This window comes from Rhodococcus sp. NPDC057014 (assembly GCF_042673295.1).
Lineage (GTDB): Bacteria > Actinomycetota > Actinomycetes > Mycobacteriales > Mycobacteriaceae > Rhodococcus_F.
The window spans coordinates 1-18,945 of record NZ_JBHUSF010000050.1; the positions used below are offsets into that span (position 1 = coordinate 1).

Here is an 18,945-nt window from a genome sequence, read left to right on the forward strand (position 1 = left end):
GGTGGTGGGGTGGGCGCTCTGGGGCACCGTCGGGTGCGGGTGGAGTGCCCCAGAGCGCCCGGCTCTTCTTGGTGGTGCGGGGTGTGGTTAGCCAGTCACGCCGGCGACGGTTTGGCTGGGGTTGACACCCTGCTTCTCCATGGCCTTGCCGTAGAGGCGGGCGGCGTTGTCCCACAGGACAGCGCGGCGGACCTCTTCGGGCTGGCGGCCGAGGACGAGTTCGATGTTTTCCTCGAGAGTGGGCCGGTGGAAGCTGGTGGGGTGGGGGAAGTCGGTCTCGAACATCAGCGGCTTGAGCGAGAGCGTTTCGATGTGGTAGTCGTCGAGCTGTTCGAACCAGAAGTTCAGCGACACCTGCCGTTTGAAGAAGTCGCTGGGGAGCATGTCACCGAACTCGGGGTGCGAGCGGAACACGCCGTTCTTCTGGAACCGTTTGTCAAGGGCATCGAGAACGAAGGGGGCCCAGCCGATTCCGCTTTCCACGGAGACGAACTGCAGGGTCGGGAATCGGGCGAGGATTCCGGACACGAGCAGGTCGCTGACGATGACGGCGTTGGCGAGGTAGATGTGAGGTCCGTCGGCGGCGACTCGAACACCGCCGACCAGTCCGTCGTCGTCGTCGTGCTTGAGCATCTCGCGGAAGTCGCCGCTGGCGGTGTGGAAGCTGACCGACAGCCCCGCCTCCTCGCATGCCTTCCACAGCGGATCCCACTTGCGGCTGCCCAGGGGCGCCTGACCGTGCTCGTGCGGTGCACCGGTGGTCACGATGCCGCCGAAGCCGGAGTCCGCGAGGCGTTCGATCTCCGCGACCGACGCCGCCACATCCCAGTACGGGATCACCATCATGGGGATGAACCGGCCCGGGTACTTGGCCACCCATTCGAGTTGGAAGTCGTTGTAGGCGGCCAGGTGCGCGATCGCCAGGTTCCGGTTGGGGTGCTGCACGAACGGCTTCCAGTCGAATCCGGCGAGGTTCGGGTACAGCACCTGCATCTCGAAGCCCTGGTCGTCCATGAACTTCACGCGCTCGTCGACGTCGTAGGTGGCCGGATGGGCTTCGTCGAGGCGGGTGGGGCCGCTACCGTCGTGCAGTTCGGAGTTGAAGTTCTTCCAGTTCCAGTTCGCCCACGTCCACGCACCCTTGAGCGGTTGATCGTCGAAGAACCACAGATCCGACTGACTCTTCTCATCCCACTTGACGTGCAGAACGTCCGCGCCCCACGCCTTCGGCAGGCGCTCGGTCCACAGATCCGCCGGCTCGATGAGGTGGGTATCAGTGTCGATAACTCGGTACTTACTCATGGCACCACAATCCTTTCCTGACTCAGTAAGAGTTCCTGTAGATGATCTACATCAACTAGGGTCTGTGTCAACCATCACTTTCCGGCGCACGCCCACCCACCGGGTGAAACACCTGCTCAGCACCCATGCACAGGAACGCGGATGCCAGGCACGCGGGGTTCGCATATCCGGGTGGGCTGTCACTGCGACTGAAGGTGACCGCTACCGGTGCGGTTGCTGCGGTGGCGCGTCATGAAACCCGCCCGTTGACGGATCCGGCCGACACGTCGGCGCGGTGGTCGTATCTGCTGGTGCGTGTCCGGGTCGACGACCAGGATGCGGTGGTGGACCCGTTCCATCCGCTGTCCCGTGCCCTGTGCACGGGCCCGGAGCTGCATCCGATCTCGCCGCCCGCCCCGGGGTGATCCGGTTGCTGCGCACCACCCCACCGTTCGAGCATCATGTCTGCCGAACGGGGTTGCCGCGGATGCGGGCCCGGGCGCCGTTGTTCCGGGCGATCGCCAAGAACGGCAATCTGTCCGACACCGCACTGTCGGGGGCGTCGGTGCATTCGGCGATCCGCCGCCGCGCGGCCGCGGCCGGCTACGACGAGAACGTCGTCGCGCAGCTCGGTGGGCACTCGCTGCGGGCCGGGTTCGTCACCCAGGCGTTCCGCAACGGCGCCGACGCACACGCGATCATGCGGCAGACCGGACATGCCACGCCCGCGATGGTCGAGCTCTACGCCCGCGAACACGCACCCCTCGTCGGAAACGCCGTCACTGAGATCGGCCTCTGAGCATGTACGTCGACTCCGCCACCATCACACCATCGGTGGGTAACAGTCCGAATCCGGTAGTGCCGCGCCGGTATCGGTACGACTGGGCGTTGTTCTCGGATTGGTGCACCGCGTGCGACCACCGGGCGTTGCCCGCACCTCCGTCGGTGTTGGCGGAGTTTCTCGCCGATCACCCCGCGGCCGACGGAACTCAGCGTCGCCGGGTCGCCGCGATCAATGCCGTCCACACCAGGGCCGGGTTGCCGGCCCCGGGCCGCGCGGAGGCGATCCGGCAGCTACTCAGCACCACCCGTGCGGACCGGCTGGCCCGGGTCGGGGAGCGGGTGGCGCAGGTGGTGCCCCGGATTCCGGTGACCGGGTGGCCGGGCGGGTTGTTCGGCCGACGCGACGCCCTCATCCTCACCCTGGCCGCAGCGGGGTTGGGTTTCGAGGAGATCGCCCGCCTGCGGCGCACCGACATCACCGCCGAGCGCGACGCGCTCGTCCTCAGGGCGGCCGAGGGCTGGGTGCGTGTCACCGCCAGATCTGGTGTCGAACCTGTTGTTGTGTATCGGAATTGGATTGAGGTGCTCGGCTTCCTGGACCGGTATCCGAGCGCCAAGCTTCTCGCCGGCCGCCTCGATAAAGGTGCGAGCCTATCGGTGTTCGCGGACAGTGCACGCCGCGACGAACAGCCACTTTTCACACCCATCGACCGGTGGGGACACACCCCCTACGATCCGACTCCGCTGACCGGGCACTCCATCGCCGCCCTGGTCCGGGCGCACCTTGCCGGGCAGGCGCCAGCGCATAAGCGGCCTCGGACCTGGCAGCTCACGACGAAGTCAGGCGAGGACGCATCAGTCCCGTTCGTGGTAAACATCGAGCTGGACCAGGGCTACTACGAACGCGGCATTGCCGCCCGACGAGGAGCCCACACCCACCTCCAGGACGTTACCGACATCCTCGACGGCATCGAAGACGAAGCCGACAAAATCCTCGCGGATCTGCTGTTGTTGCTCGACCAGCCCACTGCTGATTAACGCGGTGCACGAAGCCGAGACTCGCTGGCGTGAGTCAGCCAGTCCTCACCTCGCATCATCAGTATTCCGGCTGTCTCGGATCGGCTCGTTGATGTGGTCCGGGGTTTCCTGACTGGCCGGTCCGGTGTCCGGGCGTACCGCAATGAAGGGGATGTTGCCGGTCGGCGCCGCGGGCCTTGGCCGGTGGATGGCGAGATTGCGGCTCCGCAGGTCGTACCCGTTACGGGTGCGCGTTGGGGTTGCAAATCAGTCCGGTATCGAAACAGTCGAATGGCGTCGTCAAGTACAGCTGGGCGACCGCGATAACCGGGTGCCGCAGACGGGTGCGCTTCGCCTTAGCTAAAGAGGTGAACTGCTGTTTGTATGCCGCAGCACGCAAACAGCTTGACCCAGGCGGGCTCGGAGCGATGACGCATCGAACGGGCGAGCCGCGAGGTTTAGCTACGCCTATGAGGCGGGGTAGACGAATCCAGGCGAATCCTTGGTTACCCGGAGCAATCTGTGTATCCTGGATCCACGCCTCGGTGTGGTGGTCCACAAGCCCGCTCGAATGCCGACGGCCTTGTGAATGTCTTCAGGAGTGACAGTCGTGGAACGGCCGTGCGACCCGGCTTATCCCGACGACAGATCATGACGCAACTCATCGTTGTGTGACCGCGTCGCTCCACGTGGCAATAGAGAAGAAGGAAGTTATGGCAGCGAAGATCTATTACGACGACGACGCCGATGTGGGAATCATCCAGGGGCGGAAAGTCGCCGTCATCGGCTACGGCAGCCAGGGGCATGCGCACGCGCTGAACCTGCGTGATTCGGGTGTCGACGTGCGTGTCGGTCTCCTGGAGGGATCGAAGTCCCGGGTCAAGGCGCAGGAGGAAGGTCTGCGCGTGCTCACCCCGGCCGAAGCGACGGCCGAGGCGGACGTCATTTCCATCCAGGCGCCCGACACGGTGCAGCGATCGTTGTACGCGCAGGACATCGCGCCCAACCTGCAGCCCGGCGATGCGCTGTTCTTCAGCCATGGCTTCAACGTGCGTTTTGGCTACATCGAGCCGATGGCCGGGATTGATGTCGGATTGATCGCGCCCAAGGGCCCCGGCCACCTGGTGCGTCGGCAGTTCGCCGACGGCCACGGGGTGCCGTGCCTGGTTGCCGTCGAGAGCAACGCGTCGGGGAAGGCGCTCGAACTGGGTCTGTCGTACGCCAAGGCGATCGGTGGAACTCGGGCGGGGGTAATCGAGACGACCTTCGCGGAGGAGACCGAGACCGACCTGTTCGGCGAACAGGCCGTGCTGTGCGGTGGTACCTCGGCGCTGATCCAGGCCGGTTACGACACCCTGGTCGACGCCGGCTATCAGCCCGAGATTGCGTACTTCGAGGTGCTGCACGAGCTCAAGCTCATCGTGGATCTCATGTATGAGGGCGGAATCGCCCGGCAGCGTTATTCCTGCAGTGACACTTGTGAATTCGGTGACCTGACCCGTGGTCCGCGGATCGTCAACGACGCCACGCGGGCGGAGATGAAGAAGATCCTCGGCGAGATCCAGGACGGCAGCTTCGCCAAGGAATGGATCGCCGAGGACGACCACGGGCGTCCCGAGTTCCTGCGCTTGCGCGAAGAGGGCAAGGCCCACGGTATCGAGGAAGTCGGTCTGAAGTTGCGGGGCCTGATGTCGTGGGTCGACCGGCCGATCACCGAAACGGTATAGCCCGCAGGGGGTACGGGCGGACGTAGTCCTCCGTATCCCCCCCTGTGTCGGTTAGTCGGTTTGAGGATCGGGCACCAGGCGGGCACGCTCTCGACGTGCGGTGTCGGTGAGGTGATCGCACACCGTGGTTACGCGCTCGGTGTTGAGCAGACGTGCGGGCACGACCATCCAGAAGCTGCGTTGGGCGCGGACCTGCTGGTGCAGCACCGGCCGCAGGCGCTGGTCGTAATGTGCGAGAAAACACGGGACGAGTGCCAATCCGATACCGCTGGCTGCTGCCTCGAGTTGGGCGAACAGGTTCGTGGTCCGGAAGACGATGTTCGCCTTGGCGGCGATATCTTCGGCGCTCTGCAACTCCGGGAGGTCGAGCAAGGATTCGACGAACCAGACGATGTCATGTGCGGCGAGGTCGTCGGGGTCGGTGATCGGGGGATGGGTAGCCAGGTACTGCGGGCTGGCGTAGAGCCTTAGGTCGTAGTCGCACAGGGGCATCATCTTGAACCCCGGTCGCTCCGGCCGGTGCAGGGTGACCGCGATATCGAACTCTCCGACGCCGTAGCTGAGGAGGTGGCTGGTGGTGACCAGTTCGACCTCGATCGCGGGATGCTCGGCGCGGAGCCGGGCCAGGCCGGGAGCGATGACGGTACCGCCGAAGCCGTCGGTGGCCACGATGCGCACCGTTCCCTGTGGGCTGTGTTTACGGTCGCTGATGGCGGCCTGCGCCGAATCGGACTCCGATTCGATCCGCTGCGCGTAGGGCAGAAGACGCTGGCCCGCGCTGGTGAGAATCCAGCCCCCCGGCGTCTTGTCGAACAGCCGGGTGCCGAGATCCTTCTCGAGAGCGGTCACCCGTCGGCGGATCGTGGTGTGTTCGACCCCGAGACGTTGAGCGGCCACGGCGAGCTTCCCGTACCGCGTCAGAGCCAGGAAATAGCGGAGATCTTCGAGGTTCACACTGTGCATCTTTGCACAGTTGATATGCACGAGTCCTTCTTGTTTGTGCGTGCATCCCCACCCGATAGTGAGTTGCAACACCGAAACCACTACGAAAGCAGGATCAGATGACCACGATCGGGTTCATCGGACTGGGCACGATGGGACGGCCCATGGCCGCCAACCTCGTCAAGGCCGGCCACGATGTGAAGGGATTCGACGTCGTCGCCGACGCCCGGGACCGCGCCGTCGAGGACGGGATCAAGGTCGCCTCGTCTGCGGTCGAGGCCGCCACCGACGTCAATGTCCTGATCACCATGCTCCCCAAGGGTGATCACGTCCGACAGGCGCTGCTGGTCGCGGACGGACCGCTGACCGTCCTGGCCCCCGGCGCCGTGGTCATCGACTCCTCGTCGATCGACGTACCCACCTCACGCGATCTGCACGAGCGTGGTGTCGAGCTGGGCATCGACGTCCTCGACGCGCCGGTCTCCGGCGGTCTGGCCGGCGCCCAGAATGGAACGTTGACCTTCATGATCGGCGGCGCCGCCGACACCGTGGAGAAAGTTCGGCCGCTGTTCGAGGCGATGGGATCGCGCACCGTCCTCACCGGCGGACCCGGCTCCGGCCAGGTCGCAAAAGCGGTGAACCAGATGGTGTTCGGCAGCAGCCTGGTCGCCCTCACCGAGGCGTTCGTCATCGCCGAACGGCTCGGATTGGCACCGCAGAAACTGTTCGACGTCCTGAGCACCTCATCGGGTGACTGCTGGGCACTGCACAACTTCTGCCCGCTGCCCGGACTCGTCGAGGGGAGCGCCGCCGACAACGGCTACGCCCCCAAATTCGCGGCCGCACTGCTGGCCAAGGACCTCGGCCTGGCCGCGACCGCCGCCGACAGCGCCGGAGTCGAACTGGTCGTCGGGCGCGGCGCTAAGGACAAGCTCGACGAACTGGCAGCCAGCGACGGCCACCTCGACGCCTCCGCGGTGATCGGCAAGGTCGGACTCAAGTAACTGCACCGGGTAGCCGGTGCCCTCGACGTACCGAACACGTCGGCACCCGCCCACAGGCCTCACACGACCACTCAGCACACACGGAAAGCATCAAGCACATGGCGACAGTAACGGCAGAACTTGCGAACGAGTATCTGAATCTGGTCGACGGCCAGTGGGTCGGCGCCCGAAACGACGAATGGATTCCCGTCGAAAGCCCCCGAGACCGACAGGTGATCGCCCGCGTGCCCCGCGGCGGGGAGAAGGACATCGCCGACGCGGTCAACGCCGCCGGCAGAGCATTCCCGGGTTGGCGAGACACCGCACCCCGCGCACGGGGCCGCCTGCTTCAGCAGATCGCCGATGCCCTCGAACCGCACGTCGAACGCATCGCCCGTATCATCTCCGTCGAGAACGGCAACGCCCTGCGGACCCAGTCCCGCGGCGAGGTGAACTTCGCCATCGACGTCTTCCGCTACTTCGGTTCGGTGGCCAGCGAGGTCAAGGGCGAGACCATCCCGCTCAACGCCACGGTCCTCGACTACTCGCGCCGGGAGCCGCTCGGCGTCGTCGGCGCGATCACCCCCTGGAACGCCCCGGTTCAGCTGGCCGTGATGAAGATCGCCTCCGCACTTGCCGCCGGAAACACCCTGGTACTCAAGGCCGCCGAGGACGCACCCCTCGCCGTCCTCGAAATCGCCAAGATCGCCAACGAATTCCTCCCCCGAGGCGTCCTGAACGTGATCGTCGGCTACGGTACCGAAGCCGGTGAAGCGCTGATCACCCATCCGGACGTGCGGAAGCTCTCGTTCACCGGATCCACCGCGGTCGGCTCGCGGGTGATGTCCGCCGCCGCCGACAGGATTCTGCCGGTCTCCCTCGAGCTGGGCGGGAAGAACCCCCAGATCGTCTACCCGGATGCGAACGAGGACTGGGTGGCACAGGGCACCATCACCGGCATGCGGTTCGTCCGACAGGGCCAGTCCTGCACTGCCGGCTCGCGCCTGTTCGTCCACAAGAGCATCCTCGACTCCTTCGTCGACAAGGTCACCGCGAACCTGTCCAAGCTCAAGGTCGGTGACCCCCTCGACGAGGATTCCGATATCGGCGCGATCGTCAACAAGAAGCAGTTCGACCGCGTGTGCGGGTACATCGACGACGGCCTGCAGCGCAGCAGCGCCGCCGCGGCCACCGGCGGGATGCCGCCGACCGCCGGACCGCTGTCGGAGGGCTACTACGTCGAACCCACCGTCATCGTCGGTGTGGAGAACGAGTGGCGCATCGCGCAAGAGGAAATCTTCGGCCCGGTGATGTGCGTGATCCCCTGGGAAGACGAGGACGACGTCATCCGCATGGCCAACGACACCCACTACGGTCTCTCGGCCTTCATCTGGACCCACGACATCGGCCGTGCCTTGCGCGCAGCGCATTCGATCGAGGCCGGCTGGGTTCAGGTCAACCAGGGTGGCGGCCAGGTACTCGGTCAGTCCTACGGCGGGTACAAGCGCAGCGGTATCGGCCGCGAATTCTCACTCGAAGGCATGGTCGAAAGCTTCACCCAGCGCAAGCACGTCTCCATCGACACCACCCACTAACAGCCCATCATCGGCGATGGGTGGGTGATGCCGCAGCCGACGAGCCGGACCGCCGGTCAGTCCTGAACCGACATGCACCTGGTACCCAGGCCCGGCTGCCGACGGGCAGAGGCGGGCTCAACCTCCCCGCCTCTGCCCGCCCTCTTCTCCAGATCCGACGAACACGCCCCGCTCCGACCGCCGAACGTTCACAGCGTGAGGCGAACAGCGTCCCCGACCGACCGCCGAAAGCGGCTGTTGGGGTGGATCACCCGACAGTGAGGAAGCACAACCCATCATGACCATCACCCAGGAGTCGACCATGGCGACCGATCTGGAATCGGCGCTGAGGCAGCTGCTCGACACCGATCCGCCGGCGGCCGACGTGATCGATCGTGTCGCGCTCCAGCAGCACGGAACCATCGCCATAGTCACCCTGAGCCATCCGCAGGCCCACAATGCCTTGGCATTGGCGAGCTGGCAGCGACTGAAGGCGATCTTCGATGCCCTCGCCGGTGACCCGAACCTGCGTGCCGTCGTGATACGGGGTGCCGGTTCGAAGGCGTTCGCCGCCGGAGCCGACATCAAAGAGTTCCCCCGCACCCGGATGACCGCCGCCGACGCCACACACTACAACGAGTTCGTTGCCCAAACCCTGCGCGCAGTGGCCGCGATTCCCGTCCCCGTGATCGCCTCGATACGCGGGCTGGCCGTCGGTGGAGGCTGCGAGCTGTCCACCGCATGCGATGTCCGCATCGCGGCCGCGGACGCCCGATTCGGCATCCCTATCGGCAAACTCGGCGTCATCCTCGGATACACCGAGGCCTCCGCGGCAGCCCGGTTGATCGGCTCGGCGGGTTTGAAATACCTCCTCTTCAGCGGTGAACTGATCTACGCCGAAGACGCTCAACGGCTGGGACTGGTGCAGAAGATCGTTCCGACGAACGACCTCACCGCCGCCACAGCTGGATTCGTCGCACAGATCTGCCGGCAGTCAGCGGTCACCATGCGTGCCTCCAAACTGGTCGCCGACATGCACGGGCGCGCCCTGACCGCGGCGGATACCGAATTGCTGTCGCGGCTGAGTATCGAAGCCTACGAAGGCGAGGACCTCAAGGAAGGGGTGGCGGCCTTCGAGCAAGGACGCCGACCCGTGTTCGACCAGCAGGAAGAGAACTGACATGGCTGCACTCGACGGAATCCGCGTTGTCGACCTCACCCGCTATCTGTCCGGGCCGACCCTGACCATGCAGCTCGCCGACCTCGGCGCCGACGTCGTCAAGATAGAGACCCTGCCCGTCGGTGACCCCGCTCGTCAATCCGGCCCGTTCCAGGACGGGGAGAGCGTCTATTACATGGCCTCCAACCGGAACAAGCGGTCGATCGCCCTCGACCTGCGCACCCCGGAGGGCATTCACGCATGCAAGGAACTCATCCGGACCGCCGACGTGTTCGTCCAGAACTTCAAACCGGGCACCACCGACAGCATGGGACTGGGCGCCGAGGAACTCCATGAACTCAACCCCCGGCTCATCTACGTCTCGCTCAGCGGATTCGGGCAACGCGCACCAGGCGCGGAACTGCCCGGATTCGACCAGACCGCCCAAGCGATGTCGGGGCTGATGAGCATCACCGGCACCGCCGAGACCGGCCCCCTGCGCGTCGGCATCGCAGTCGCGGACTCGGTCACCGGAGTGTTCGGCGCGGTCGGTGTGCTGGGCGCACTCTACGAACGCGAACGCACCGGGGTCGGTTCCGTCGTCGAGGGCTCGTTGATGCAGTCCATGCTCACCATGCTCTCTTACCAGGCGCAAAAATACCTCAGCCTCGGAGTCGTCCCCGGTCAGGACGGCAACGACCATCCCATCATGTTCCCGCAGGGCACATTCAAGACCGCCGACGGCGCCATGACCCTGGCCTGCGGCAACGAGAAGATGTGGCACCGGCTGTGCGAGGTGCTCGAACTGCAGGCCTGCGAAAGTGACCCACGATTCATCGACAACGCCGCCCGGATGAACAACCGCGGTCAGCTGCGCGGCATCATCGAGGACGTCCTCGCCGCGAAGTCGACCGACGAATGGTTGCGCATCGTCGCGGCCTCCGGCGTTCCGTGCGGTCCGGTCCTGACGGTCGCACAGGCTCTCGATCACCCCGTCACCGCGGGCCTGGACATGGTCCAAGAGACCGAACACACCACACTCGGCACGATGAAAGTCCTAGGGCAGGCGGTCAACATCACCGGCAGCGAGAAGAACTGGCTGCGCCGCCCACCGCCGCTGCTGGGGGAACACACCCGCGAGGTCCTCTCCGAAGCCGGATACGATGATCGGCGGATCGACGAAATGCTCTCCGGAAAACAAGCGGTGCAGTGGAGTTCGGGCAAATGACAGCCGCCCAGCACGAGAGTCCAACATCGTTGCCGGCGGCGGGGATGCGGGTCGCCATGATGGCGACCTGCCTCACCGACACCCTCTACCCGCATACAGCCAAGGCCGTCGTGCGGCTGCTTGAACGCCTCGGCTGCACCATCGAGTTTCCTCTCGAGCAGACCTGCTGCGGACAGATGCACTTCAACACCGGCTACCGCGACCACGCCACCCGGCTCGCCGCCCGCATGGCCGAGGTGTTCGACGGGTACACCGCGGTCGTGGCACCGTCGGGATCATGTGCCGCGATGGTCCGCGACATCTACCCCAAGCTGCCCACCGTCGGCGACGGGCTCTCCCGCCGCATGTACGAGCTGTCGGAGTTCCTGGTCGACGTGCTCAACGTGACCGACGTCGGGGCCTACTTCCCCCACCGCGTCACCTACCACCCCACGTGCCATTCGTTGCGGATGCTCGGCGTCGGCGAGCGCCCCTTGACGCTGCTGAAAGCAGTCCGCGGCATCGACCTGATCGAACTGCCCTCCGCCGAGTCGTGTTGCGGATTCGGGGGCACATTCGCGATCAAGAACGCCGACACCTCGAGCGCCATGCTCAGCGACAAAATGCGATGTGTCCTCAACACCGGCGCCGAAGTACTCACCGCCGGAGACAACTCGTGCCTGATGCACATCGGCGGAGGCCTCTCGCGCCTGAGCACCGGCGTGCACACACTGCACCTGGCCGACATTCTCGCCTCGACCGAGGAGGACCCGTGGCACGTAACCCAGTGACCTGGATGGGTGTTCCCACTTTCCCCAAGGCCGCCCACGAAGCACTGGGTGACTCACAGCTGCGGAGCAACCTGCGCCACGCCACCCACACCATCCGGGACAAGCGGGCCGCCGCGGTCGGTGAGGTGCCGGATTGGGAACGGCTCCGCCGCGCCGGCGAAGCGATCAAGGACGAAACCCTCGCGCACCTCGACACCTACCTACAAAAGCTCGAAGCCGCAGTGACTTCCCGCGGAGGAGTCGTGCACTGGGCGCGCGACGCCGCAGAAGCCAATGCCATTGTGCTCCAATTGACTCGGGCTGCCGGCGCCGACGAAGTAGTCAAGGTCAAGTCCATGGCGACTGCCGAGATCGGGTTGAACGAAGCCCTCGAAGAGGGGGGCGTGACCGCTATCGAGACCGACCTGGCCGAACTGATCGTCCAACTCGGTGACGACCGTCCCTCCCACATCCTCGTTCCGGCCATCCACCGCAACCGTGCCGAAGTCCGCGAGATCTTCCGCGACAAGATGCCCGGAGCGCCCGCCGACCTGTCTGCGGAACCGAAAGCTCTGGCCGAGGCGGCACGCCGACATCTGCGCGAGAAGTTTCTCTCCGCGAAGGTCGCGGTCTCGGGAGCGAACTTCGCCGTCGCGGACACCGGCTCGATCATGGTCGTCGAATCCGAGGGAAACGGCCGCATGTGCCTGACCCTGCCGCAAACCCTGATCACGGTGATGGGGATCGAGAAACTGGTGCCCACCAGCCGCGATCTGGAGGTGTTCTTGCAACTGCTGCCGCGCTCGTCGACCGCGGAACGGATGAACCCGTACACCTCGATGTGGACCGGCGTCACTCCCGGTGACGGACCACAGGAATTCCACCTGGTTCTCCTCGACAACGGCCGGACCGCCACCCTCTCCGACCCTGTAGGGCGTCAGGCACTGCGGTGCATCCGGTGCTCGGCATGCTTGAATGTGTGCCCGGTCTACGAGCGCACCGGCGGCCAGTCCTACGGATCGGTCTACCCCGGCCCCATCGGCGCGATCTTGACCCCGCAACTGGTCGACGACCCCCACGACAAGCAAGCGGCATCATTGGCGTTCGCATCGTCGCTGTGCGGCGCGTGCTTCGAGGTATGCCCCGTGCGCATCGACATCCCCGAAGTCCTCACCCACTTGCGCGCCCGCGCTGTGGACAACAAGAGCAAGGCTTCCCCGGAAGCACTCGCGATGAGCGCGATGGCGTCAGTGTTCGCCGATCCCCGCAAATACGCGCTCGCCCAGCGGGCGGGCGCAGCGGCCGCCAAGCTCGCCCCTTCAGACGGAAAGGTCTCCCGTCTGCCGTTTCCCGGTTCCCGGTGGACGGCGACCAGGGACATGCCGATGCCGGCAGCCGAGTCATTCCGAACCTGGTGGAAATAGAATCGGAAGGACCGTCCCGATGACTGATGCCCGAACCGCGATCCTCGGCCGTATCCACAACGCGCTCAGCGATCGTCCGGCGGTGGGGGACATTCCCCGCGACTACGACATGAGCCGCGAGTACCCGGATCTCCTTGCTCTGGCACAAGAGCGGATCGCCGACTACAAGGCCGACGTCCGACGGGTTCCTGCTGGGCAGGTACGAGGGGAGATTGCGGCGACGTTGGCCCGCCGCGGGGCCGCCCGAGTCATTGCCCCACCGGGGATGGCGACCGCGTGGCGCAGCCCGGAGGTGACGTGGGTTGACGATGCGCCGTTGACGATCCCCGAGCTCGACACCGTCGACGGGGTCGTCACCGGCTGTGCTGTCGCCATCGCCGAAACCGGGACCATCGTCCTCGACGCCGGCGCCGCTCAAGGCCGTCGGGCGCTGACCCTCGTCCCCGACTACCACCTGTGCATCATCGAGGCGCACCAGATCGTCGCGACCGTGCCCGAGGCACTCGCTCGCCTCGACACGACCCGGCCGCTGACATTCATCTCGGGTCCGTCCGCGACCAGCGACATCGAACTCGACCGGGTCGAGGGTGTACACGGACCACGGACACTTGATGTCCTGCTGGTCGAGCCGTAGGGAGGCCATTTCCGGAATGGTGCGATGCACACCCGTTCCGTGGATTGTGGATCCAGTATCACGATCGGCGCTATACTCACCTCCGTGAGGGTCTGTCGCCAACGAGCCGGGCGGTCGCTCTCACTGACCTCGTCGGGGTGACGGAAGGCCTCGCCACCCGCGATCAGTGACACAGCGGAGGGGCAATCATGTCTGAGCAAGTAGCCGACGGCGTCACCGGGATGGGCGACTTCGCGCTGGGGGAGTCGGTACTCGGTGAGTTACCCCCGCGCGACACCACCGCCTTGGTCCGCGGAGTGCGGGACCGACTTCGGCTTGCCATCGCGCTGGGGGAGATTCCGTCCGGATCGCGACTCAACCAGGTACAGCTGGCCAAGCAGCTCGGCGTCAGCCGAATGCCGATCCGAACCGCGACCGCCGAGTTGGTGGCCGAAGGACTCCTCGAGGTAGTACCAGGGGGCGGGGTCGCCGTGCGCCAGTTCACCGAACGCGATCTGCGCGACGTGTTCGAGGTACGCGGAGCGCTCGAATCCCGCGCGGTACGACACGTCGCCGAGCACCAGCCGGTCTGGGGACTGGCCACCATCGAGAAGGTGGTGGAGACGCACCGTTCGTTGGTGCCGACGTATGGTCCTGCGCAACTCCTCGCAGCCGACCGCGACTTCCACATGTCGATTCTCGACGCCACCGAGAATTCGTTCTTCCGCCGTTCGATCATGCCGGTGTGGTCGACCGTCGAACGTGCCATGGTCCAGGTCCTCCATGTCAAGGAGGTCTTCACCTCGGCCTGGGACGAGCACGAACAGATCGCGCAAGCGATGCGTGCCGGCGACCCGGAGCTGGCCGAGGCCAGATTGCGCCAGCACCTCGACCACGCGGCGTCGGAATTGGCCAAGGTCATGCCCGCTGAGGACCGTGTCAATGCCGCTGCCCGTGACTGATCGTTCACAACTGATACACGGACTCCGCCCCGGCCATCTGGTCGAGGAAGTCCCGGGTTACCGGCGACCAGGTCGGCAACCACCGGCCTTCGGCTAAATCACCACGCAGCTCGGCCACCAACTCCGCGATCCCTGGGCCGCCGTCGGGTAGGAACCGCACCATGCCCACCGGCAGGCATGCGGCGGCTATCGCGGTGCACAGTTCCTTTGCTTCCGCGGTCCTGCCGGCCCGGATCAGAGTCGCCAAATACAGCCGCCGCGCGTGAAGCAGCGCACGGGGCCGGCCCTGCCTCTCGAGATCCTCAGTCCATTGCCGAGCCCATTGACAGGCGAGATCGACCTGGTCAGCGGTGGCGGTAGGCCGAAGCTGGGCGCGGATGAGGGTGGCGTCGCTGATCTGCGCGATGATCGCCGCGATTCCGTGCAGCGGAACGTGGGGCCCCCGCGGCCGTAGGATGGCGCCCGGTGCGTCCGCGAAACCCAGGCGCACCATCTCCTGGTCCACGGCGGCCTGCAACCGGGGCAGCGCCATCGAACGAGCTATGCGCGCACCCTCTTTCAGTCGACTCAGCGCCTCGCCCCGATCTCCTCGCAGCGCCTTGATCAGGCCTCCGGTCACGTACCGGGCAAGTTTGAAATCAACGATTCCGGCCTCAGCCCCCAGCTGATACCCCTCGTCGAGGAGACGCTCGGCCTGCGCGATGTCACCGCGCTCGTAGTGGATCTGACCGAGAAGGCTTCCGGCGAGGCGAGCGGCGTGCGACTGGAGGCCGCCGGCCCGGCGGGCGACGCGCAGGGCGGCCCGAAAATGATCCTCGGCGCTGTCGAGGTCGAGTTCCTCGTGATCGGCAAGTCCGAGACAGCACAAGCCCTGCACCACGTTGTACGGACCGCGGTTCCGTTGGTGGTAGGGCTGGGCCCATTGCTGGAATCGGCGGGCGGCACCGAAGTCGAAGTGATAAATGGCTCCGAAAGTTGCGACATTCGCTGCGACGGACGCGACCCAGGGCCGCAGAGTGTCCGGTCGGGCCTGGCAGACCGCGACGAGTTCGTCGAGGCCCTCGATGCGGTCGGCGCGGATCTCCGCTACCCCCTTCACCACCACAGCTTCGGTGCGGAGATCGGCGATCTGGGTTTCGGTGAGCGAGGAGCTCGACAGTGCAGCTTCGGCACGTTCGAGTGCGTGATGCATCGCGTCCGGTCGATGGAGCAGACTGTTTGCCCACGCCACCGCGAGTTGAAGACGGGGACGGGCGTCGACCATCTCCGGGGGAAGCTTCTCGACCAGACCCCGGAGGGTGGAGATCTGGGAATCTTCGAGTAGTTGGCCGCCGTCGCTCTCGATGATCTCCGCCGCGGACTCCGGGTCCCCGGCGGCGAGAAAGTGATTGACGGCAGCATTGAGAAATCGGTGCTCGCCGAACCACCGCCCGGCGACGGCGTGCAGCTGTTCGACCCGCCCCGGATGGTCACGTTCGAGGCGTTGCTGGAGGAATTCTGCGAACAAATGGTGGTATCGGAACCATCGCCCGTCGTCGTCGAGGCGACGGAGAAACAAATCGCATCGTTCGATCTCCTCGAGCATCGCCTGCGCGTGACCCGCTCTCGTCCCCGCCAGCTCGGCTGCCAGCTCTCCGCTGATCGTGGTGGCGACCGAGGTGGCCAGCATGAATTCGAGTAGCTCTGGCCGGAGGGCGTCGAGGACGTTCTGGGCGAGATAGTCGCCGATGGTGCGATGCCGGCCGGACAAGTGGGCGATCAGATCGTCCGGGTCATCGCAGTTACGCAGCGACAAGGTCGCCAGCTGCAGCGCCGCCACCCAGCCTTCGGTGACTTGGGTGAGATCGGTGACCGCCACATCGCCGAGGGTGAGCCCACTGACATCGCGAAGCAAAGCGCGCGCTTCATCCTCGTCGAACCGCAGTGCCGTCGAATCGATCTCGACCAGCTCGTCGCGAACCCGCATGCGGCTGGCCGGAATGCCGGATTGTGTTCGACTGGTGATGACCGTTTGCAGGTGGTGGCAACCGTGGTCGAGGAGAAATTCCATCGCCCCGATAGTCGAGGGATCGGTGACGCGGTGCCAGTCGTCGAGTATCAGCACCAACGGTTCACCGGCGGCATGAATCTGGTCGATCAACTCGGCCAGGACGTATTGTTCGGCGTCGGCGCCGTGGTGCTCGAGTGTCTCGCTCAGCTCCCGCGCCATGTTCGGTCGAGTCTTGCGGACCGCCTCGATGACATGGGTCAGAAACCACACGACGTTGTTGTCGTCGTGATCGATGGTCAGCCAGGCAACGGAGGTTCCGCCCGCGGTCAGGAACTCACCCCACTGCGCGGCCAGCGTGCTCTTCCCGAAACCCGCCGGACCGTGGATGAGGGTCAGCTGACGGCGACGGCTGGTGTCGAGCATGTCGATCAATCTCGATCGCTCGACCAGCGGCCGTACCGCACGCGGCGGCCGGAAGCGGATCGCCGGTGCAGGTGGTGCGGTCGTAACCGCACCCTGATATGCCTTCCGCAGGGAAGGCGCGGGGTCCGGGTCCGCCGGCCCGTGGGTGAAGTGCGTCTCGGGTTCGATTGCCAGTGCCATGTCGTCGACCGGCAGCCCGTGAGCCCCTTGGGTGCTGCGTAAGAGGTCGCCGAACGCTGCGGCGGAGGACGGGCGCACCGCACCCTCGCGGGCCATTGCCTGTTCGATGCAGCCGCAGACGTCGTCGGGGATGTCCTGTCCGCGCAGAGCGGGAAAGGGATCGGAGGTGATACGCACGAGTTGGGCGACCAACTGTTCACCGTTCCGACGTTCGAAGGCGGCGTGCCCGGTGAGCGCGCAGAACAAGGTGGCGCCGAGCCCGTAGATATCGGATTCGGGGGTAGAGGGGTCGCCGCGGAGCACCTCCGGTGCGGTGTAGGCGGGCGAACCGGTGATGACCCCGGTGGTGGTTTCAAAACCGCCAGCGATGCGGGCGACACCGAAATCCGTCAGTTGAGGCTCGCCGTAATCGGTGAGCAGAATGTTCGCCGGTTTGATGTCGCGATGCAAGGTGCCGACCCGGTGCGCAGTCGCGAGCGCGCCGGCTATCTTCACCCCGAGCGCGAGAACCTCGGGCCACGGAAGCGGACCAAGGGCGCGGATCCGGGCATCGAGGGAGTCGTCGGGGTGGTACTGCATCACGATGTACGGGCGACCGCTGTCGAGAACCCCGACCTCGAAGACCGTCACGATGTGCGGGTGCCCCGACACCCGTCCCATCGCGCGTTGTTCCCGCAGGAACCGGTCGCGGTTGCTCGCTTCCAACCCTGTGGTCAACACCTTGACCGCGACGACCCGATCGAGCGTGGGCTGACGACAGCGGAACACGGTGCCAAATCCTCCGCTGCCGATCACCTCGGCGTCGTGGAAGCCGGCGACCCGCAGCTCCTCCGTGAGCGCGCCGGCGCGCTCACGCTGGGTGGCTGCCGGATCGTTGTCGGCCATGACGGGCCCCGCACTCCGGGTGGTTCGTCCGTGTCTGCGCGTACATCCAGTCACCTCTCGGCTGTCACAGTCGAGCGTATCCCTGGAGCCGAGCGGTGTGGCACGATCCCGCTGCCCGTACCCACGGCCGTGGGAACCTACTGAGCACCGGGTGCGGCTACTACGGTGCAGGCCTTCGCCAATTGGGCCCGCTCGGTGGCGGACGTGCCACCCCAGACCCCGTACGACTCGCCGATCTCCAAAGCGTGGTTACGGCATATGAGCCTGACCGGGCATGTCGCGCAGATGGCACGCGCATCGTGCTCACGCCGGATTCGCGCGCCGGTCGTCTCGTCGTCGGTACCGAAAAACGTTTCGGTACCCAGTGACCGGCAGCGGGCCCTGAGCTGCCAGTCCCACTGGTCGGTGTGCGCGCGGAGGGATGCGCGGCCCCCGGCGGCTACCGCTCGTGTCGTCACCTCTCACGCCTTCCTGCGCGGATTCGCGCGTCTTACCTCACGGCCGCGCCGGCCGCGGCGTGGACGGCGGCATGGGTCTGGCGGGCGGTCAGGTACCCCTCGGCGTTGGAACGAATGTGATCGACTTCTGCGTCGGTGAGTTCGCGGCGAACCTTGGCGGGCACACCGGCCACCAGAGATCGTGGTGGCACGGCCATCCTTTCCGGTACCAGGGCGCCGGCGGCTACCAGGCTGTCTGGGCCGATCTGCGCGCCGTTCAGAACGGTTGCGCCCATGCCGATGAGGACGTTGTCGCCGACGGTGCAGCCGTGAAGGGTGGCATTGTGGCCGACAGACACGCCGGAACCGATGTGGGCCGGGCTGCCGGGATCGGCGTGGACCACGCAACCATCTTGAATGTTGGTGCGGTCACCTATGGTGATCGAGGTGGTGTCGGCGCGGATCACGGCGTTGTACCAGATGCCGACCTCGCACCCGATGGTGGCGGCGCCGATCACGACGGCGGACGGTGCGATCCAGGTCTTTTCACCGATCTCAGGGATGGCAGAGTCGATTGCGAGAATCATC

General features: G+C 65.8%; 16 protein-coding genes and 1 pseudogene. 12 read left to right on the top strand and 5 right to left on the bottom strand.

The window, feature by feature from the left end:
* Window positions 1-87 precede the first annotated feature (87 nt).
* On the bottom strand, window positions 88-1,302 hold the full coding sequence (locus ACFTZB_RS13075) for an amidohydrolase family protein (protein WP_378432079.1): 1,215 nt from the start codon (window positions 1,300-1,302) through the stop codon (window positions 88-90).
* 221 nt (window positions 1,303-1,523) lie between these two features.
* Between ACFTZB_RS13075 and ACFTZB_RS13080 the strand changes: the two genes are divergently transcribed.
* The 4 genes and pseudogenes from ACFTZB_RS13080 to ilvC all read left to right on the top strand — a co-directional run bounded on the left by ACFTZB_RS13080 (window position 1,524) and on the right by ilvC (window position 4,808).
* On the top strand, window positions 1,524-1,706 hold the full coding sequence (locus ACFTZB_RS13080) for a hypothetical protein (RefSeq protein WP_378432080.1): 183 nt from the start codon (window positions 1,524-1,526) through the stop codon (window positions 1,704-1,706).
* Window positions 1,673-2,080, top strand: a pseudogene (locus ACFTZB_RS13085) (tyrosine-type recombinase/integrase); the annotation flags it as partial. The gene ACFTZB_RS13080 and the pseudogene ACFTZB_RS13085, both read left to right, overlap by 34 nt.
* Before the next feature lie 2 nt (window positions 2,081-2,082).
* Window positions 2,083-3,102 carry a hypothetical protein gene (locus tag ACFTZB_RS13090; protein ID WP_378432081.1) on the top strand — a complete coding sequence of 340 codons (1,020 nt, stop codon included), beginning with the start codon at window positions 2,083-2,085 and terminating at the stop codon, window positions 3,100-3,102.
* 692 nt (window positions 3,103-3,794) lie between these two features.
* Window positions 3,795-4,808 carry a ketol-acid reductoisomerase gene (gene ilvC, locus ACFTZB_RS13095; protein WP_378432111.1) on the top strand — a complete coding sequence of 338 codons (1,014 nt, stop codon included), beginning with the start codon at window positions 3,795-3,797 and terminating at the stop codon, window positions 4,806-4,808.
* Window positions 4,809-4,859: 51 nt separating this feature from the next.
* On the opposite strand, the gene ACFTZB_RS13100 is transcribed toward ilvC, so the two are convergent.
* Complete coding sequence (locus tag ACFTZB_RS13100) at window positions 4,860-5,771, bottom strand: LysR family transcriptional regulator (protein ID WP_378432082.1); 912 nt, start codon at window positions 5,769-5,771, stop codon at window positions 4,860-4,862.
* 98 nt (window positions 5,772-5,869) lie between these two features.
* Between ACFTZB_RS13100 and mmsB the strand changes: the two genes are divergently transcribed.
* The 8 genes from mmsB to ACFTZB_RS13140 all read left to right on the top strand — a co-directional run bounded on the left by mmsB (window position 5,870) and on the right by ACFTZB_RS13140 (window position 14,442).
* On the top strand, window positions 5,870-6,754 hold the full coding sequence (mmsB, locus tag ACFTZB_RS13105) for a 3-hydroxyisobutyrate dehydrogenase (protein WP_378432083.1): 885 nt from the start codon (window positions 5,870-5,872) through the stop codon (window positions 6,752-6,754).
* Between the two features lie 98 nt (window positions 6,755-6,852).
* A complete protein-coding gene (locus ACFTZB_RS13110) occupies window positions 6,853-8,328 on the top strand; it encodes an aldehyde dehydrogenase family protein (RefSeq protein ID WP_378432084.1) in 1,476 nt (491 codons plus the stop codon).
* A gap of 277 nt (window positions 8,329-8,605) precedes the next feature.
* Window positions 8,606-9,487, top strand: coding sequence for an enoyl-CoA hydratase/isomerase family protein (locus ACFTZB_RS13115; RefSeq protein ID WP_378432085.1), 882 nt, complete (start codon window positions 8,606-8,608; stop codon window positions 9,485-9,487).
* 1 nt (window position 9,488) lies between these two features.
* Entirely contained in the window at window positions 9,489-10,694 is a 1,206-nt protein-coding gene (locus ACFTZB_RS13120; protein WP_378432086.1) for a CaiB/BaiF CoA transferase family protein, read from the top strand.
* A gap of 44 nt (window positions 10,695-10,738) precedes the next feature.
* The gene (locus tag ACFTZB_RS13125; RefSeq protein ID WP_378432112.1) at window positions 10,739-11,464 is read left to right on the top strand and encodes a (Fe-S)-binding protein; all 726 of its coding nucleotides are present in this window, start codon (window positions 10,739-10,741) and stop codon (window positions 11,462-11,464) included.
* 5 nt (window positions 11,465-11,469) lie between these two features.
* A complete protein-coding gene (locus tag ACFTZB_RS13130; protein WP_378432114.1) occupies window positions 11,470-12,867 on the top strand; it encodes a LutB/LldF family L-lactate oxidation iron-sulfur protein in 1,398 nt (465 codons plus the stop codon).
* Between the two features lie 19 nt (window positions 12,868-12,886).
* The gene (locus tag ACFTZB_RS13135; protein WP_378432087.1) at window positions 12,887-13,501 is read left to right on the top strand and encodes a lactate utilization protein C; all 615 of its coding nucleotides are present in this window, start codon (window positions 12,887-12,889) and stop codon (window positions 13,499-13,501) included.
* A 188-nt stretch (window positions 13,502-13,689) separates the two neighbouring features.
* Complete coding sequence (locus tag ACFTZB_RS13140) at window positions 13,690-14,442, top strand: GntR family transcriptional regulator (protein WP_378432088.1); 753 nt, start codon at window positions 13,690-13,692, stop codon at window positions 14,440-14,442.
* A 4-nt stretch (window positions 14,443-14,446) separates the two neighbouring features.
* Here the strand turns inward: ACFTZB_RS13140 and ACFTZB_RS13145 are convergent, their stop codons facing one another.
* The 3 genes from ACFTZB_RS13145 to ACFTZB_RS13155 all read right to left on the bottom strand — a co-directional run bounded on the left by ACFTZB_RS13145 (window position 14,447) and on the right by ACFTZB_RS13155 (window position 18,944).
* On the bottom strand, window positions 14,447-17,920 hold the full coding sequence (locus ACFTZB_RS13145) for a protein kinase (protein WP_378432089.1): 3,474 nt from the start codon (window positions 17,918-17,920) through the stop codon (window positions 14,447-14,449).
* 137 nt (window positions 17,921-18,057) lie between these two features.
* Entirely contained in the window at window positions 18,058-18,378 is a 321-nt protein-coding gene (locus tag ACFTZB_RS13150; protein ID WP_378432090.1) for a WhiB family transcriptional regulator, read from the bottom strand.
* Window positions 18,379-18,410: 32 nt separating this feature from the next.
* A complete protein-coding gene (locus tag ACFTZB_RS13155) occupies window positions 18,411-18,944 on the bottom strand; it encodes a gamma carbonic anhydrase family protein (RefSeq protein WP_378432115.1) in 534 nt (177 codons plus the stop codon).
* Window position 18,945: the final 1 nt, after the last annotated feature.

Excerpts from the sequence above, each read along its gene's own strand:
- ACFTZB_RS13075 (WP_378432079.1), bottom strand. The coding sequence starts at position 1,302 with ATGAGTAAGTACCGAGTTATCGACACTGATACCCACCTCATCGAGCCG.
- ACFTZB_RS13115 (WP_378432085.1), top strand. The coding sequence starts at position 8,606 with ATGACCATCACCCAGGAGTCGACCATGGCGACCGATCTGGAATCGGCG.
- ACFTZB_RS13140 (WP_378432088.1), top strand. The coding sequence starts at position 13,690 with ATGTCTGAGCAAGTAGCCGACGGCGTCACCGGGATGGGCGACTTCGCG.
- ACFTZB_RS13090 (WP_378432081.1), top strand. The coding sequence starts at position 2,083 with ATGTACGTCGACTCCGCCACCATCACACCATCGGTGGGTAACAGTCCG.
- ACFTZB_RS13145 (WP_378432089.1), bottom strand. The coding sequence starts at position 17,920 with ATGGCCGACAACGATCCGGCAGCCACCCAGCGTGAGCGCGCCGGCGCG.
- ACFTZB_RS13125 (WP_378432112.1), top strand. The coding sequence starts at position 10,739 with ATGCGGGTCGCCATGATGGCGACCTGCCTCACCGACACCCTCTACCCG.
- ACFTZB_RS13155 (WP_378432115.1), bottom strand. The coding sequence starts at position 18,944 with ATGATTCTCGCAATCGACTCTGCCATCCCTGAGATCGGTGAAAAGACC.
- mmsB (WP_378432083.1), top strand. The coding sequence starts at position 5,870 with ATGACCACGATCGGGTTCATCGGACTGGGCACGATGGGACGGCCCATG.
- ACFTZB_RS13135 (WP_378432087.1), top strand. The coding sequence starts at position 12,887 with ATGACTGATGCCCGAACCGCGATCCTCGGCCGTATCCACAACGCGCTC.
- ACFTZB_RS13100 (WP_378432082.1), bottom strand. The coding sequence starts at position 5,771 with ATGCACAGTGTGAACCTCGAAGATCTCCGCTATTTCCTGGCTCTGACG.
- ACFTZB_RS13110 (WP_378432084.1), top strand. The coding sequence starts at position 6,853 with ATGGCGACAGTAACGGCAGAACTTGCGAACGAGTATCTGAATCTGGTC.
- ACFTZB_RS13130 (WP_378432114.1), top strand. The coding sequence starts at position 11,470 with ATGGGTGTTCCCACTTTCCCCAAGGCCGCCCACGAAGCACTGGGTGAC.
- ACFTZB_RS13120 (WP_378432086.1), top strand. The coding sequence starts at position 9,489 with ATGGCTGCACTCGACGGAATCCGCGTTGTCGACCTCACCCGCTATCTG.
- ilvC (WP_378432111.1), top strand. The coding sequence starts at position 3,795 with ATGGCAGCGAAGATCTATTACGACGACGACGCCGATGTGGGAATCATC.